Below are 16,064 nucleotides of genomic sequence, written 5' to 3'. Positions count from 1 at the left end.
CTCTGCCGCAACCGTCCGCGTCGACCCGCGCCGGGTGCGTGCGAACCAGAGTGTCGCACCGCCCGGGCTAGACCTTGCTGCGTCCCTCCGCGGCGTCGAGAACTCGCTGCCGCGCAGCATCCCCGCACGACTCCGCGGCACGATGCGCGAGCTGGTATTCGGCGTCGTCGCACGGCACGCCGCTCACGTGATCGGACCGATCGGTGTCGAGCGGTCGGAGCCGCGAGTGCAACGGCTCCGGCACCACAACCCACACCACTGCGGCGACGGCGAGCAGCGCACCGGTGACGGTGAGCGCGACCCCGTAGGAAAGGTGTTGCGCCAGCGCACCGATCGCGACCGGGCCGATGACGGTGCCCAGGTCGGCCGCCATCTGGAAGCCGGCGAGCACCGGCCCGCCGCGCGCCTTCGGACCGATCACATCGGCGAGCGCAGCCTGTTGGGTCGGGGTCAGCATGCCCGAACCGAGCCCGGCCACCACCGAACTCACCATCAGCCACAACAGGTTCGGCGCGAACCCGAGCCCGATCGTGCCGACCGCACACACCAGCGATCCGACAATCAGAAACGGTCTGCGGCCCCAACGATCCGACAGCCGGCCCGACACGAACAGCACCGCCACATTGCCCGCGGCGAACACCGTCAGCGTGACGCCTGCCATCCCCGACGGCTGCCGCAACACCTCGACCACGAGCAGCGGCACCAACGCCATGCGCACGCCGAACACCGCGGCGCCGTTGGCGAAGTTCGACCAGAGCACCGCGCGATATTCCGGCCGCTCCCAGCCCTGCCGGAAGGTCAGCACCCGCACCGCACCGGTCACCTCCGGCGCGGCCAGAGTCGAATTCCGCAGGCTCAGGTAGACGGCCACAGTGACGGCCAGCAGCGCGACCATGTAGATCACGAACGGCGCCCGCAGCCCGAGCCCCGCCAGCGCCCCACCGACCAGCGGCCCGCTCACCGAACCGATCAGGAAGCTGGTCGACCACAGCCCGGACACCCGTCCGCGCTGCGTGGGCGGCGACAGCCGAATCACCAGTGCGAGGGAGGAAACGGTGAACATGGTCGACCCGATACCGCCGACCGAGCGCAAAACCAGCAGCTGCCAATAGCTCTGGGCCAGCGCGCTCGCACCCGTCGACACCGCGACGATCAGCAGCCCACTCAGATACACCGAGCGCTCCCCCAAGCGCTGCACCAGTCGGCCGCTCACCGGGGCGAACAACAGCCGCATCAAGGCGAAGGCGCTGATGATCGCCGACGCTGCCGCCACACCGACACCGAAACTGCGCGCGTACTGCGGCAGCACGGGTGCGACCAAGCCGAAACCGATGGCAATGACGAACGCGGCCCCGACCAGCACCCAGATCTCGGTGGGCAGGGCCTTCGATCTACTACTCACCCGACAGCGCCTGCCCGACCATCTCCTCCGCGGCGGCCTGCACCTGCGCCAGATGCTCGGGGCCGTGGAACGATTCGGCGTAGATCTTGTACTTGTCCTCGGTGCCGGACGGGCGCGCGGCGAACCATGCGTTCTCCGTCGTCACCTTCAGACCGCCGAGCGGTGCGCCGTTGCCCCGCGCCCTGGTGAGCACCGCGGTGATCGGCTCGCCCGCGATCTCCTGTGTGGTGATCATGTCCGGCGTCAACTTGGCGAGCAGCTCTTTCTGTTCCCCGGTTGCGGCGGCGTCGATCCGCGCGTAGGCGGGGCTGCCGTAGCGCTTCTCGAGTTCGACGTAGCGCGCCGACGGGCTCTGGCCGGTGACCGCCGCGATCTCGGCGGCAAGCAGTGCGAGCAACAGCCCGTCCTTGTCGGTGGTCCAGACGGTGCCGTCCATTCGGAGAAAGGACGCGCCTGCGCTCTCCTCGCCACCGAAAGCCAAACTACCGCTGAACAATCCGGGCACGAACCATTTGAAGCCGACCGGCACCTCGTGCACGTCGCGGCCGAGCACGCCGACCACCCGATCGATCATCGACGAGCTCACCGCCGTCTTGCCGATCTTGGTCAGCGCGTCCCAGCCCATCCGGTTCGCCACGAGGTATTCGATGGCGACCGCGAGAAAGTGGTTCGGATTCATCAACCCGCCGTCGGGGGTGACGATGCCGTGCCGGTCGGCATCGGCGTCGTTGCCGGTGGAGAGGTCGTAGTCGTCCTTGATCGCGATCAACGAGGCCATGGCGTAGCGCGAGGACGGATCCATTCGGATTTTGCCGTCGCTGTCGAGAGTCATGAATCGCCAGGTCGGGTCGACGAACGGATTGACGACCTCGAGCTCGAGGTCGTAGCGCTGACCGATTTCCTCCCAATAGTCGACGCTCGCCCCACCCATCGGGTCGGCGCCGAGCCGGATCCCCGCGCCACGAATGGCGTCGAGGTTCAACACGTTCGGCAGGTCTGCGATGTAGTGGTCGAGGTAGTCGTAACGCTCGACGCTGGTGTCCAACGCATGCTGCAACGTGGTGCGGCGGATGCTCGCGAGTCCGCTGCGCAGCAGTTCGTTGGCGCGGGCCGCGATGGCGTCGGTGGCAACGGTGTCGGCGGGACCGCCGTGCGGCGGGTTGTATTTGAAGCCGCCGTCACGCGGCGGGTTGTGCGAGGGGGTGACCACGATGCCGTCGGCCTGGTGGCGGGTACCGCCGCGATTGTGACGCAGCACTGCATGACTCAGCGCGGGGGTCGGGGTGTACCGGTCGCGGGCGTCGATGATCGCGGTCACGTCGTTGGCCGCGAGTACCTCGAGCGCGGTGGTCCACGCGGGTTCCGACAACGCGTGTGTGTCCCGGGCCAGATACACCGGGCCGGTAATGCCCCGGGTCGCACGGTATTCGATGATCGCCTGGGTGATGGCCAGGATGTGCGCCTCGTTGAACGCGGTGTCCACACTGGAGCCACGATGCCCCGAGGTGCCGAAGACCACCTGCTGCGCGGGATCCTCCGGATCCGGGAGGCGGCTGTAGTAGGCCGTCACCAGATGCGCGATGTCCTCCAGGTCGGTGGGTCGCGCGGGTCGCCCGGCTCGATCATGGGCCATGCTCGGGTCTCCCTTCCGGATCGGCTGCGCCCGGCTCGTCATCAGAATCATGTCCACAACCACTGTGTCGCGGATGCCGCGGCGAAGACCGCGACCAGACAGGTCACGACGCTGATCACGACGTTGCCTACGGCATAGGCGTAGGCGCCGTCGGCAATCAGCCTGACGGTCTCGTAGCCGAAGGTGCTGAACGTCGTGAACGCACCGCAGAAACCGGTCCCGGCAGCGGTGAGCAGCCAACTGTTCGCACCCGCGCCGACCAGACCACCGAGCAACGCCGAACCGACAATGTTAACGGTCAGGGTGCCCCACGGCAGCAGAGATCCGAAACGTGCTGCGACAGCACGGTCTACCAGGTATCGCGCGGGTGCGCCGAGCATGGCGCCGAGCACGACGAAGGCGACGTTCATCCGAGCATCCCTGCGCCCGGCTGCCAGATCGTGACGTCGGACAGGGTGACGTTCACCGCGGCGAGCATCTCGGCGTTCTGCTCGACGAACGACCGCAGCCGCTGAGCATCATCGATGACCATCACCTGCACGGGTAGGTGTTCGGCCAGATCCAGGATCCGGCTGGTGTGGATGCGCGAGGAGGCGCCGTAGCCCTCGACTCCACGCCACACACTCGCCCCTGCCAATCCGGCGTCGCGGGCCCGCTGCACGATTTCGTGATATAGGGGGCCGTGTTTCCATTTGTCGTCCTCGTCGAGCAGCACCGTCAGCCGTGCGGCCCGCTTCCACTGTCCTGCCGTCGGACGCGCGCCCGCCGGTGAATCATTCATCGTCTGACCCCCTTCCGTCGTGCCGTCATCATGTCCGTCGAGCCCGTCCGGTCATCCATCGCGTCGCACTCATTCCGAGCACGACCGCGATGAGCGCCGCCACCACCGTTCCCCCCAGATAGCCGAGCGCCTCGACCGTTGCACCCGACTGGAGCAGTCTACGAACCTCGAGGCTATAGGTGGAAAAAGTGGTGAAGCCGCCGAGCAGGCCGACGCCGAGAAACGGGCGGAGCAGTCTGTGGGCTACCCACACTTCGGTTATCAGAATCATCAGAATTCCGATCGCAAAGCATCCCACGACATTGATTGTGAATGTCGACCAGGGGACGTGGCCCGGTCGCGGCGGCCACCATACGCCGATGCCGAAGCGCAGCATCGCCCCGATCGCACCGCCGAGCGAGATCACCACCAGCACCATCGGTTCGACGGCAGGGCCGTCGGTTCGCTGACCCACGCGCTGACCTCCTGCCGAGCCGAATGCCGCCGGGGCAATGCTATCGGCTGTACCGCGCGGTCTGTTCGGCCGGGACGGCGGCACAAATTACGAACAGTGCCGTTCGTTGACATGTGCGCACGGACGACGTACGAATGCCCAGAAGGTTTCGCCGAGGTTCCACCCCACCCCCACAGACTCAGGTCGGGAGCGATGATGGCGGCACGACGAGCAGCACCCACGATCCATCGGGCGGCGACGAAACCGCGCCGACCCGAGCATCAGCAACCCTTCGGCAGACGGAACTCGATCATCTTCGGCGGCCGTCGATCACTGCGGCGGCTCACTATCGCGGCGCTGTCGGTCGCGGCGGCGAGTGTCGCCTACCTGCCGCAGGCCGCGATGGCGGCGATTTTTCCGCTTCCCGACGGCGACGGCTTCTATTTCGCGCCACCGAATGTGGGCGACTTCCAGCCCGGTGACGTGATCCGCAGCAGGCCGATGTCCGCCCCGGCCTACCCGGGCGCCACGGCATGGCAGCTGCTGTTCCGTTCGACGAATTCGGCGGACGCACCGATCGCCGCGGTCACCACGCTGCTGTTGCCCGCGGGTGGCGGCGGCGACCGGCCACTGGTGTCCTACCAGCCGTTCGTCAACTCCCTCGGCATGGAATGCGCGCCGTCGCACAGCATTTTCAACGGCAGCATGCAGGAGAGCCCCGCACTGAATCTGCTGCTTGCCCGCGGATGGGCGGTCGCGGTTCCCGACCACCTCGGACCGACAAGCGCCTATGGCGCCGCTCGGCTCGGCGGCCGACTGACCTTGGACGGGATCCGCGCGGTAAAGCGTTTCGCGCCTGCCGGTCTCGCGGGCAGCCCCGTGGGTATGGCCGGATACTCCGGCGGCGGCATGGCCACCGGGTTCGCCGCGGCGCTCGCACCGGAGTACGCGCCGGAACTGCCGATCGTCGGGGTGGCCATGGGTGGGGTCCCGGTGAATATCGGCAAGCTCGCTCGCGATGTCGGCAGTCGGCCGAGCCCGCTGTTCGGTCTCGGGTTCGCGGCCGCGGTCGGCTTGGAACGCGAGTACCCGTCCCAGTTGTCCATGGAGCGGATTCTCAAACCCGCCGGGTTCGCACTGCGTTCGCAGATCGCCAACGCCTGCGCCACTCAGATCATCGACGCGGGGGCGAACAAGAGTCTCGACGATGTCTTCACCGTCCCGATGGACACCGATCCCACCACGGTGCGGGTCCTGCACGACAACAGCCTCGAGACCTTCGCCGGAGTCCCCCGCGCCCCGCTCTACCAGTGGCATGGTGCGGCCGATCAGGTGTCGCCGCAACTGGCGCAGGAAGTGGCCGGACGGTACTGCCACTCCGGCACTCCGGTGCTGTTCGAACCTATCCCCGGCGCCGACCACGGCACCGCGATCGCACTGGGCGCTCCCCGCGCGTACGGCTACCTCGCCGACCGCTTCGCAGGCATCCCGGCACCGAGCAACTGCTGAGATTCGCGCACGGCACAGCACAGCGCCCGCGTCGAAGTGACACGGGCGCTGTGCTTTTCGGTCGAGCTCAGTGCGCGAGCACGGGTTCTCCCTCGGCGGGAGCGGGCACCGCGTTCGGCATCAGGAATGCGGTGATCACGGCGCCGGCCACGAAGATCGCGGTGGCCCACCAGAAGCTGGTGGTGTAGCTCTCGATCTGAGCCTGTGCCACGGCCATCGGACCAGGCTGATGCGAGGACAGGTAATCCGTCGCCGCCGATGCGGCAATGGTGCTCAACAGCGCGGTGCCGATCGAACCACCGACCTGCTGGCTGGTGTTGATCATCGCCGAGGCGACGCCCGCATCCTCGTGGTGCACACCGGCCGTCGCACCCTGGAAGGCGGTCGACATCGCACCGCCGAGGCCGAGGCCCATCAGAACGAGCGCGGGCAGGATGTGGGTGACGTACCCGCTGTCCAGACCGATCCGGGTCAGCCAGGCCATGCCCGCCGCCGCGACGAGGAAGCCGCCTGCGACCACGATCTTCGGGCCGACCTTCGGCAGCAACAACGAGGGCACCGTTGTCGACGAGGCGACCATGCCCGCCACCATCGGCAGGAAGGCAAGTCCGGTCTTGATCGGCGAGTACCCCATGCTCAGTTGCATGTAGTAAGTGAGGAACAAGAAGATCGCGAACATCCCGATGCCCATGACGAACACGGTCAGGAACGAACCGCCGCGCGTGCGGTCCAACACGATCCGCAGTGGCAGCAGCGGGTGGGCGACCTTGGTCTCCAGCCACACGAACACTGCGAGGAGCACCGCGCCGCCGATCAGGAAGCCGAGGGTGACCGAGTTGGTCCAGCTGGTCGACTCGGCGTGCGAGAAGCCGTAGACGATGCCGAAGAGCGCGGCCGTCACCACGAGCGTGCCGGGGATGTCGAGCTTGGGCCGCTCGGTGACCACGTGCTTGGCCAGCAGCAGCACCGCCCCGACCAGCGCGACGGCGGCGAAGGCCAGGTTGACGAACATCACCCAGCGCCACGACGCCCATTCGGTGAGCATGCCGCCGAGCAACAGGCCGATCGCGCCACCGGCGCCGGCCACCGCACCGAAGATGCCGAAGGCCTTCGCCCGCTCGGACGGTTCGGTGAAGGTGACGGTCAGCAGCGACAGCGCGGCGGGCGCAAGCAGCGCGCCGAACACACCCTGCCCGACCCTGGCCGCAACGAGCATGTCGAAGCTGGTGGCCGCGCCACCGACCGCGGAGGCACCCGCGAAGCCGATCAGTCCGATGATGAAGGTATTGCGGCGACCGAAAAGGTCGCTGAGTCGCCCGCCGAGCAGCAGCAAGCTGCCGAAGGCCAATGCGTAACCGGTGACCACCCACTGGCGGTCACCGTCACTGAAACCGAGATCCTGTTGCGCCGCGGGCAGCGCGATGTTCACGACCGTCGCATCCAGGACGACCATGAGCTGCGCGACGCCGAGGACGGCGAGCACCCACCAACGCAGCGCGTGCGAGCCGCGCCTGCCGTTATCCGTTGTCTCGGGGGCGGGTGCCCCACGGTCGACCACCGTAGTCATGCTGTCCCCTTTGTCTCGAGTCTTGATGCGGAGAACTCATCTCCGCTTACGAAAGAAGCTACCATGGTAACGGAGGTAATGCCTCCACTTAATCCCGATACTTGATAGGATGTGGATGTGAATCACGCCACGGCCCTCTCTCCACCTCGGCGCTTGCGGGCCGATGCCGCGCGCAATCAGCAGCGGATCGTCGCGGCCGCGCGCGAGCTCTTCGCCGACCACGGACTCGAGATCACCCTCGACGATGTCGCCGAACGTGCCGGAGTGGGCGTCGGCACCGTCTACCGGCGCTTCGCCAACAAGAAAGAGCTGATCGCCGAGGTCTTCGAGCAGAACATGTCAGAGTTCGGCGACGCCGCCGATGCCGCCTTAGCGCATCCCGACCCCTGGCAGGGCCTCGTCCAGTTCTTCGAGTACGCGTGCACACATCTGGCCACCAACCGCGGCTTCAGCGAAGTAGTGCTCGAGCTCGAGAACGACATGGAGCGTTTCGCCGCCGTCCGCGACCGGCTCAAGCCGACGGTCGCGGCCGTCATCGACCGAGCGCGCGACGCGGGCACCCTGGCCCCCGACGTGGAGGCCTCGGACTTCTTCGCCCTCATCCACATGGTGGACGCACTCGCCGAGTTCTCCAGGCCGGTGAATCCCAATGTCTGGCAACGGTATATGGCCATCGCGCTCAACGGGGTGCGCGCCGACGCCATGCCACGCCAGCCGCTCACCGTGCCCGCGTTGACCGACGAAGAGGTCGAGCTGGCCAAGTCGCACGTCTGCGCGGGCCGCAGGCGCTGAGCGCAAAAAAGGGACACAAGTAGCGCAGGTCACACACGATCCCCTACAGTTGGACATATGACCAACTCGTGGGTGAACTGGGCCGGCGATCAACAGTGCGCGCCGACCACAATCGCAGCCCCGCGCAACACCGATGAGCTGGCCGAAGTCCTCGGCCGCGCCGCCGCGAACGGACAGACGGTACGCGTCGCGGGCGCGGGCCATTCCTTCACCGACACCGTCCTCACCGACGGCGTGCTACTGAACCTCGCGAACATGAACCGCGTCCTGGAGGTGGACACCACCACCGGCCGCGCCAGGGTCGAGGCGGGCATCACCCTCAACGCCGCGAGCAATGCGCTGCACCCACACGGGCTCGCCTTCCCCAACCTGGGCGATATCGACGTGCAGACCGTCGCGGGCGCCACCGCCACCGCCACCCACGGTACCGGCGCCACACTGCAGAACCTTTCGGCCGCACTGCATTCCATCGAACTGATGCTTGCCGACGGCAGCCGGGTAGAACTGAATGCCCAGACCGATCCGGAGGGCTGGCGCGCCGCACGTGTCGGCATCGGCGCGCTCGGCGTCGTTACCGCCGCCACCGTGCAGCTGGTTCCGTCCTTCGTACTCGAAGGCATCGAGCGACCGGTACCGGTCGAAGACATCCTTGCCGATCTGGATTCCTACGTCGAGGGCAACGAACACTTCGAGTTCTACATGTTCGCGCACAGCCCGTTGGCCATGACCAAGCGCAACAACCCGGTCGAGCTGCCCGAACAGCCGCGCGGCAAGGCCGTCGACTGGTTCGCCGATATCCTGATGTCCAACTACGCCTTCGACCTGCTCTGCCGCCTCGGCAAATGGCAGCCCGGCCTGGTGCCGTGGATCCATCGCGGCGCCGCGTACGCGGGCAGCTACCGCCGCCAGGTCGACCGCTCCTACCGAGTGTTCGCCTCGCCCCGCCTGATTCGCTTCACCGAGATGGAGTACGCGATCCCACGCGAACACTCGGTCGCCGCAATCCGCGAAATCAAGCAACTATCCACGACATTCGATACGCCGATGCCCATCGAGGTGCGCTGGGTCGCCCCCGATGACGCGTTCCTCTCCCCCGCAGGCGGTCGCGACACCTGCTACATCGCCGTGCACCAGTACCGCGGCATGGATTTCGAGCCGTACTTCCGCGCTTGCGAAGCGGTCTTCGACCGCTACGACGGCCGACCGCACTGGGGCAAGCGCCATTTCCAGACCGCGGAGACTCTCCGGCCGCGCTACCCCGATTGGGACCGCTTCGCCGAGGTGCGCCGCCGCTTCGACCCGAAGGGCCGCTTCAGCAACGCGTATCTGGACCGGGTGCTCGGCCCGATCGGCTGAGTTCTCGACGCAGGTCAGTCGGCCAGGATCTCGGCGACCAGCCGAGGCAGTGCCGTGCCGATGGGGTCGCGAATGATCTCGGTGGCCAGGCCGTCGTAGGGTGTCGGCTCGGCGTTGACGATGACGAGGTCGGCACCGTTGTCGACCGCGAGCGCGCACATCGAGGCAGCGGGCTCCACCTGCAGTGAGCTGCCGACCGCCAGGAAGATGTCGCTGGTCTCGGCCGTCGAGACGGCCTTCGTGATCGTGCGCGAGTCCAGCTGCTGGCCGAACATGATGGTGGCCGCTTTCAGCACGCCGCCGCATTCGGGACAGGGCGGGTCCGCCTCGCCTGCCGCGACGCGTTCCAGGGTCGCGGCCATGGAGGTCTCGAAATCACACTCGACACACACCACCTCGAACATGTTGCCGTGGATTTCGATGACCCGATGCGGCGGGGAACCCGCACGCTGATGGAGCCGATCAATGTTCTGAGTGATGATCGTGACGGCGCGCCCGGCCAGCTCGAGATCCGCGAGCGCGGTGTGCGCGGCGTTCGGCTCGGCCCGCCACGCCGGGTTGTCGCGACGGGCGAGCCAGGATCGTTGCCGCAGCAACGGATCGGCCAGGTAGGCGTCGAAGGTCGACAACAGTTCAGCGATGGGGTCTTTCGTCCACACCCCGCGTGGCCCGCGAAAATCCGGTATTCCGGAATCGGTGGATATCCCCGCGCCCGTCAGGACTCCGATCCGGCCGGAACGCCTACGCCATTCGGTCGTCATATCGAAAGCGTAGGGGCACCACCACAGGCGCGCACTCGGCCGGTGCGCTTGCCAACGGCTCGTTTCACCTCGGCACAGCGCAGCTGCAGCGCGTGATCGGCAGTGGCCTCGACCTCCCACGTCCGGGGCAGCCCTCTCGAGCGTGCCAAGATGATGAGAGATTGGTACTCTAAATCTCTCACGCTATTGAGTAGGCCGATCAAAGGAGATCGCAATGACGGCATCCGTCGCACTCGACACCACCGGCTCGCACACGCTGCCTGCCCGCCGCCCGATCGAGCCCGGCACGCGAATGTGGGATGAGACCGGCCTGATCACCTTCTCCCTGACCGCAGGCTCGGCGTTCCTGCTCCAAACCATGGAGCCGACCATCTCCGCCGTCGTCGACGAGCATTCGACCTTTCGCACCGACCCGATGGGCCGCGCCGTGCGCAGCCTCGGCTCGGTGATGATGTGGATCTACGGCGGCGACGAAGCGCTCGCCGAAGCCGATCGCCTGCGCGCGATGCACGCATCGCTCAACACCACCGATGCCGCAGGTGTCCGGCACAAGGCACTGTCATCCGGGCCGTGGGCCTGGGTGCTGCATACCGGCACCTTCGCCTTCACCGAAGGCTCGAAATACTTCGCCCGCCGACCGCTGACCGCGGCGGATAAAGAGGCGTACTACCAGGAGGTGGTACAGCTGATGCGCAATTTCTCGGTAGCGCCGAAGGAGATTCCGGAGAACTACGCTGCTTTCGAGAAGTTCTTCGACGACATGGTGGAAAACCACCTCCAGGACACCGACACCGCACACGACTACCTGCGGGTGATCCGATCCGTCGCACCACCCCAGCAGCTCCCACGCGCATTGCGACCGATCTGGCGACGCGCCGTCGCACCCATCGGACAGCTGCAATACTTCTTCACCATCGGCACCACCCCTGAGCCTGCCCGCCGCAAGCTCGGCCTGACCTGGACCGCGGCCGACGAACGCACGCTCCGCCTCCTCGGCAGGGTGATCGGCCGCACCGTTCCACTGCTCCCAGAACGCCTGCGTTACTTCCCGATTGCCTACGAGGCCCGCCGCCTCGAGCGCGACCGCGCCCGCCTGCGCAAGATCATCGACCTGCGCCCCCTGTGACTTTGTGAGCCACGGCAACGGCCCGTGGGTGCCTGCCCGGCGCCCGCGGGTCTTTTCGGGTGTCTACTATCGAGACATACCTGAAGCGCTGCAACAACTCTCGGATGTGTTGATGATCGAATTCGGCGGCGCCGCATGCGCCGCGACCTGGTGAGCGTGCATCTGGCCCGCGCGCGTCCTGGTATACGTATCACGCACCCTACGGCGCCATTCGGGCGCCCCGACCCGGCTCGAACCATCCCGCATCGCCCGACCTCGCGTCCAGCATCGCTCGATTCACCCAGTTGAAAGGTATTCCCGCACATGGCTCACAAGCCCAGCGTGCTGTTCGTCTGCGTCCACAATGCGGGCAGATCGCAGATGGCCGCCGGATTTCTCGGTGCGCTCGCCGGTGATCGCATGGAGGTCCGCTCCGCGGGCAGCGTACCGGCCGATGCGCTCGACCCTGCCGTGGTCACCGTCATGGCCGAGGCGGGCATCGACATCTCCGGCCGAGCGCCGAAGCTGCTGACCATCGACGCGGTCGCCATGTCCGACGTCGTGATCACCATGGGTTGCGGCGATGCCTGTCCGTTCTTCCCAGGAATCAGCTACCGGGACTGGGTGCTGCCCGACCCGTCGGACGAGGACATCGCCATCGTGCGTTCGATCCGCGACCGGATCCGCATTCTCGTGGATAACCTGATCGCCGAACTCATTCCGGCTACCGCCGGCTGATCGCCGCCCTCGTGCGTGGTGTCCGATTTGTTCAAGACCGGCTGCACCGAGCCCGCTTAGGCTGCCGATCATGACTCCACAACTCGACTTCATCGGCATCGTGGTCACCGATATGGCCGCCACCCTCGCCTTCTACCGACGCCTCGGCCTCGATTTTCCGGAGGGCTCCGAGCACAAGCCCCATGTCGAGACCGCGATCGGAGGCGGAATGCGCATCGCCTTCGACACCGAGGCAGTGATCAAGTCATTTCATCCGCAGTGGCAGCCGCCCACCTCCGCGGGTCGGACCGGACTCGCCTTCCGGTGCGCCGATCCCGCCGAGGTCGATCGGGTGTTCGCCGAACTCGTCGACGCCGGCTACCACGGCGAGCTGAAGCCGTGGGACGCCGTCTGGGGTCAGCGCTACGCCTCGCTCGCGGATCCCGACGGCAACGGCGTCGACCTGTACGCCCCGTTGCCCACTACCGACTGAGCAACTCGCGCAACGACATTCCCGCCAGGTCCCGCACCTCGCGAGCCAGATGAGCCTGGTCCGCGTAACCGGTGCGTGCCGCGGTGTCCGCGAGCGCCACTCCGCTGCGCGCCACCGCCAGGCCCCGCTGCAGCCGCAATATCCGAGCGAGCGTTTTCGGCCCGTATCCGAAGGCCGTGAGGGACCTGCGATGCAATAGCCGTGCACCGATACCGGCCGCTTCGGCGGTCTGCGCCACCGACCACCCCGCATCCAACGCGACCGCGATCCGGCGCAGGACGGGATCCGGCGGTTCGGTGTCGGCCGCCCGCCGCAGCACCATCGCCTCGAGCGCGGCGATCGGGTCGTCGGCGTCGTCGACCTGCGCGGTCAGCCGCCGGACCGTTGCCGACGGCCACAGATCCGCGAGCTCGACGCGTCGATCACGTAATTCGTGTGCGGGCACCCCGAGCAGCGCGGGCGCACTACCGGGAAAGAATCGGATCCCCACAAAGCGGGTTCGCACCGGAACGGCTGGGCGGTAGGGACCGGTGTCCGGACCCGCGACCGACAGCGTGCCGCCGGTCCACAACAGATCCATACACCCATCGGGCAGTACGGGCAGGTCGAGATCATCGCAAGTCACAGTGCGGGTCCACACCACAGCACCGTCGAACCGTGACGGTCGCTCACGGTATCCGAGCTCCGCCATTGCCTGTGCCACGATCCGAGGCTACCTCGGTGTCGCCAGCGACTCCGTCGAGAGGATCTACGCCGTAGACAACCGGGGATCGGTGGCTGGGCGCCGGGCCCGGCGCCGCAGCGATACCGGGCTCAGCGCGGGTTGAGGCCGCGGGGTGCGACGCGGATGTAGTCGATATCGGTGGCAGTGATTTTGGCGTCGGGGTCCTTGCATCCGACACTGATCTCCGCCGCGGGTGGTGACGAAAAAGTCCAGATTGTGGTCCAGTCCTTGCCTGCGATGGATTCCCGTTTCTTCACATCCGACGAGCGGAGATCTTCGTTTCGTCCGGTGCTGTCGGTTACCGTGCAGCGCAGGCCCGATGCCGCGGCGCCCCACTCGGCCGGAACTTTGATATCCATGACGGCATCGGCTGGCACGAGCACTTTCTCGGTTTCCCCGAGGGTTATCCGCACGCCGCCGCCGGGTTCGGCAGCGACGCTCGGTTCCGGAGCGGCGGTCATCGAACTCACCGACGAGGCAACGGTCGACGTCGCAGCGGAACTCGACGGCTCGTCATCAGAGCACCCCGCCGCGGCAACGGCCACCAGTGCGGACGCCGTAATCCAGATCAGTTTCACAGGTCAAACCTCTCTTCGCGCCCACTAACCAGGCGTCGGTACGGATCAGCGATCGAACAGAGTATGACGGCTTCCGAGACGGATGCAGACTACATTGCATGAAAGTTGGCAATTGATCGGCAAATAGGGTGCGCGCGGCCGAGTTCGAGAGCAAGGAGAAAGCAGCACACACCTGCGCGGAGAATTGTTTCGTGTATCCGCATGCTATCGACGGCAATTCGCGCCCAACCGAACATGTTCGGTTCAACTTCGCATCGCCGGTTAGGATCGCGGTGACCGAAGTGATCACCGTGGTTCAGAGGACGCCGATGACGTTGCCCGTCGTATTCGACACTTTCGACATCGCCGCAGCCGATGGCGACGCCGATTCCTACCTGGTCCGGCCCGATGACGGGCGCACCCATCCCGGCCTGCTGTTGCTCATGGACGCCTTCGGCCTGCGCCCATGGCTGCGCGAGATGATGGAAACCATTGCCGCGCACGGCTTCACCGTGCTGGCACCGAATATCTTCTACCGCTCGGGACGAGCACCGCTGCTACCGCTACCGAACCCTGCCGAGCCGGACGGCCAGACTAATTTCTTCGCGGCATTGGCCCCGGTGCGCCAACAGCTCACGCCGGACAACACGATGGCGGATGTGAAAACCTACCTGGACCGGCTGAGCGCTTGCCAGTTCGTCGCACCGGGCGCACTGGCCGTGACGGGCTATTGCATGGGCGGACGACTCGCCCTGCGCACCGCAGGCGCCTATGGCAGCCGGATCGCCGCCGCGGCCAGTTTCCATGGCGGACGCCTCGCCGTCGAGGATGCACCCGACAGCCCGCACCACGCCGCGAACGACATCACCGCGGAACTGTTGATCGCCCACGCCGATCGGGACGTCTCCATGCCCGCCGACCAGATCACCCTGCTCGACTCGGCGCTCGACGTCGCGGGAGTTCGATTCACCTCGGCGGTGTATCGGGATGCGCGGCACGGCTTCACCATGCGCGACACTCCCGCATTCAGCGAGGCAGCCTACGAACGCCATCTGCACGCCCTGCTGGCGTTGCTGGATCGTACGTTCGCGAACGGGACCGCGTAGATCGGCAGCAGGCGGGCCACCTCCCCCGCGGAAAACTCACCTATAGACCGGAACGGCACGAGGAGCGCAATGGAATTGACCTACCGCGACATCAAGGCAGCCACCGACCGCATCGCCGGGCGGGTACGGCCGGTCGCCCTCGCGCCCGAGGATCGCGCAGCCGGGTCGATCTCGGGTGAGCTGTGGTTGGCGCTCGAATTCATGCAGCACACCGGCACATTCAAGGCGAGGGGCGCACAGAACTTCATCCAGGCGCATCGGGACGAGGGCACATTACCCGCGGCCGGGGTGACCATCGCCTCCGGCGGTAACGCGGGCCTCGCGTGCGCGTGGGCGGCGCAGCAGCAGGGCGTGACCGCGACGGTATTCCTGCCGACGACAGCGCCCACAGTGAAGGCCGACAAGCTACGCAGCTACGGCGCGCAGGTGCGGATGGTGGGCGACGAATACGCGCACGCGCTCGCCGCGTGCCTGGACTACGCCGACGCCACCGGCGCACTGCTGTCACACGCCTATGACAATCCACTCATCGCCGCGGGCGCGGGCACTCTGATGGAGGAGATCCAGCGGCAACTCCCCCGGCTCGACACCATCGTCGTCGCGGTCGGCGGCGGCGGCCTCTTCGCTGGGATAGCCACGGCTGCACATCATTACGGCATCCGCACGGTGGCGGTGGAGCCGGAGAATTGCCGCGCGCTCCGGGCCGCGATCGACGCCGGGCACGTCGTCGACGGTCCCGTCGACTCCGTCGCCGCCGATTCCCTCGGCGCCAGGCGCGTCACAGAGCTGGCGCTGCACGCGGCTCAGCACTACGACGTCGCATCAATGCTGGTCTCCGACAACGAGATCGTCGCCGCCCGTCGCGCGCTGTGGCACGATCGCCGGCTAGCCGTCGAACACGCCGCCGCAACGGCGCTCGCCGTCCTGACCAGCGAAGATCAGCGCCCCGGCCGGGCGTACCGACCGGATCCGGACGAGAAGATCTGCGTTGTATTGTGCGGTGCCAACACCGATCCCTCGGACCTGAGCTAGTTGTACTGACCTGAGAGGTTGGGAACGCGGCTGGCTGGTGGATGTCCGCCGAGTGCGGTGTGGCCGCGGTGATGATTGTAGGTGTGTAGCCAGGTA

17 protein-coding genes are annotated in these 16,064 nt (G+C 66.8%); 8 read left to right on the top strand and 9 right to left on the bottom strand.

Annotated elements, in window-relative coordinates; translation table 11 throughout:
• Positions 1 to 67: 67 nt before the first annotated feature.
• The 5 genes from AB0M74_RS05635 to crcB (AB0M74_RS05615) are packed head-to-tail and all read right to left on the bottom strand — an operon-like array spanning position 68 to position 4,234.
• Positions 68 to 1,402: an MFS transporter gene (locus tag AB0M74_RS05635; RefSeq protein ID WP_364902042.1), complete on the bottom strand. Its 1,335-nt coding sequence runs from the start codon at positions 1,400 to 1,402 to the stop codon at positions 68 to 70.
• A complete protein-coding gene (gene pgm / locus AB0M74_RS05630) occupies positions 1,395 to 3,035 on the bottom strand; it encodes a phosphoglucomutase (alpha-D-glucose-1,6-bisphosphate-dependent) (protein WP_364902040.1) in 1,641 nt (546 codons plus the stop codon). Before pgm ends, AB0M74_RS05635 begins: the two co-directional genes overlap by 8 nt.
• A 47-nt stretch (positions 3,036 to 3,082) precedes the next feature.
• Positions 3,083 to 3,445 (bottom strand): fluoride efflux transporter CrcB, encoded by a 363-nt coding sequence (gene crcB, locus AB0M74_RS05625; RefSeq protein WP_364902038.1) that lies wholly within the window; start codon positions 3,443 to 3,445, stop codon positions 3,083 to 3,085.
• Positions 3,442 to 3,816, bottom strand: a complete 375-nt coding sequence (locus tag AB0M74_RS05620) for a DUF190 domain-containing protein (RefSeq protein ID WP_364902036.1) — start codon at positions 3,814 to 3,816, stop codon at positions 3,442 to 3,444. The genes crcB (AB0M74_RS05625) and AB0M74_RS05620 overlap by 4 nt, the downstream gene beginning before the upstream one ends.
• 28 nt (positions 3,817 to 3,844) lie before the next feature.
• Positions 3,845 to 4,234: a fluoride efflux transporter CrcB gene (crcB, locus tag AB0M74_RS05615; protein WP_364902034.1), complete on the bottom strand. Its 390-nt coding sequence runs from the start codon at positions 4,232 to 4,234 to the stop codon at positions 3,845 to 3,847.
• Positions 4,235 to 4,651: 417 nt separating this feature from the next.
• Here crcB (AB0M74_RS05615) and AB0M74_RS05610 point away from each other — a divergent pair, with 417 nt between their 5' ends.
• Positions 4,652 to 5,758, top strand: a complete 1,107-nt coding sequence (locus tag AB0M74_RS05610) for a lipase family protein (RefSeq protein ID WP_364902678.1) — start codon at positions 4,652 to 4,654, stop codon at positions 5,756 to 5,758.
• Between the two features lie 67 nt (positions 5,759 to 5,825).
• On the opposite strand, the gene AB0M74_RS05605 is transcribed toward AB0M74_RS05610, so the two are convergent.
• Complete coding sequence (locus AB0M74_RS05605; protein WP_364902032.1) at positions 5,826 to 7,325, bottom strand: MFS transporter; 1,500 nt, start codon at positions 7,323 to 7,325, stop codon at positions 5,826 to 5,828.
• A 117-nt stretch (positions 7,326 to 7,442) separates the two neighbouring features.
• On the opposite strand from AB0M74_RS05605, the gene AB0M74_RS05600 reads away from it, so the two are divergent.
• Together AB0M74_RS05600 and AB0M74_RS05595 are read left to right on the top strand one after the other, a co-directional pair.
• A complete protein-coding gene (locus tag AB0M74_RS05600; RefSeq protein WP_364902031.1) occupies positions 7,443 to 8,117 on the top strand; it encodes a TetR/AcrR family transcriptional regulator in 675 nt (224 codons plus the stop codon).
• A 57-nt stretch (positions 8,118 to 8,174) separates the two neighbouring features.
• Positions 8,175 to 9,473 (top strand): D-arabinono-1,4-lactone oxidase, encoded by a 1,299-nt coding sequence (locus AB0M74_RS05595; protein WP_364902029.1) that lies wholly within the window; start codon positions 8,175 to 8,177, stop codon positions 9,471 to 9,473.
• A 14-nt stretch (positions 9,474 to 9,487) separates the two neighbouring features.
• Here the strand turns inward: AB0M74_RS05595 and AB0M74_RS05590 are convergent, their stop codons facing one another.
• Positions 9,488 to 10,234 (bottom strand): Sir2 family NAD-dependent protein deacetylase, encoded by a 747-nt coding sequence (locus AB0M74_RS05590; RefSeq protein ID WP_364902027.1) that lies wholly within the window; start codon positions 10,232 to 10,234, stop codon positions 9,488 to 9,490.
• Between the two features lie 214 nt (positions 10,235 to 10,448).
• Here AB0M74_RS05590 and AB0M74_RS05585 point away from each other — a divergent pair, with 214 nt between their 5' ends.
• The 3 genes from AB0M74_RS05585 to AB0M74_RS05575 all read left to right on the top strand — a co-directional run bounded on the left by AB0M74_RS05585 (position 10,449) and on the right by AB0M74_RS05575 (position 12,549).
• Positions 10,449 to 11,360 (top strand): oxygenase MpaB family protein, encoded by a 912-nt coding sequence (locus tag AB0M74_RS05585; RefSeq protein WP_364902025.1) that lies wholly within the window; start codon positions 10,449 to 10,451, stop codon positions 11,358 to 11,360.
• A gap of 303 nt (positions 11,361 to 11,663) precedes the next feature.
• Complete coding sequence (locus AB0M74_RS05580; RefSeq protein WP_364902023.1) at positions 11,664 to 12,077, top strand: arsenate reductase ArsC; 414 nt, start codon at positions 11,664 to 11,666, stop codon at positions 12,075 to 12,077.
• A gap of 70 nt (positions 12,078 to 12,147) precedes the next feature.
• Positions 12,148 to 12,549, top strand: a complete 402-nt coding sequence (locus AB0M74_RS05575; protein ID WP_364902021.1) for a VOC family protein — start codon at positions 12,148 to 12,150, stop codon at positions 12,547 to 12,549.
• On the opposite strand, the gene AB0M74_RS05570 is transcribed toward AB0M74_RS05575, so the two are convergent.
• Together AB0M74_RS05570 and AB0M74_RS05565 are read right to left on the bottom strand one after the other, a co-directional pair.
• The gene (locus AB0M74_RS05570) at positions 12,539 to 13,252 is read right to left on the bottom strand and encodes a DUF6597 domain-containing transcriptional factor (protein ID WP_364902019.1); all 714 of its coding nucleotides are present in this window, start codon (positions 13,250 to 13,252) and stop codon (positions 12,539 to 12,541) included. The genes AB0M74_RS05575 and AB0M74_RS05570 overlap by 11 nt on opposite strands.
• A gap of 110 nt (positions 13,253 to 13,362) precedes the next feature.
• Complete coding sequence (locus AB0M74_RS05565) at positions 13,363 to 13,851, bottom strand: hypothetical protein (protein WP_364902017.1); 489 nt, start codon at positions 13,849 to 13,851, stop codon at positions 13,363 to 13,365.
• Positions 13,852 to 14,123: 272 nt separating this feature from the next.
• Between AB0M74_RS05565 and AB0M74_RS05560 the strand changes: the two genes are divergently transcribed.
• Both AB0M74_RS05560 and AB0M74_RS05555 read left to right on the top strand, forming a co-directional pair.
• Complete coding sequence (locus AB0M74_RS05560) at positions 14,124 to 14,936, top strand: dienelactone hydrolase family protein (RefSeq protein ID WP_364902015.1); 813 nt, start codon at positions 14,124 to 14,126, stop codon at positions 14,934 to 14,936.
• A gap of 69 nt (positions 14,937 to 15,005) precedes the next feature.
• Positions 15,006 to 15,968, top strand: a complete 963-nt coding sequence (locus AB0M74_RS05555) for a threonine/serine dehydratase (protein WP_364902013.1) — start codon at positions 15,006 to 15,008, stop codon at positions 15,966 to 15,968.
• Positions 15,969 to 16,064 lie beyond the last annotated feature (96 nt).

Origin of the sequence: Nocardia sp. NPDC051463, assembly GCF_040681975.1 — a bacterium.
Taxonomy (GTDB): domain Bacteria; phylum Actinomycetota; class Actinomycetes; order Mycobacteriales; family Mycobacteriaceae; genus Nocardia.
The sequence above is the reverse complement of the archived record's forward strand: the minus strand, read 5'-3'. Positions and strand labels throughout refer to the sequence as shown.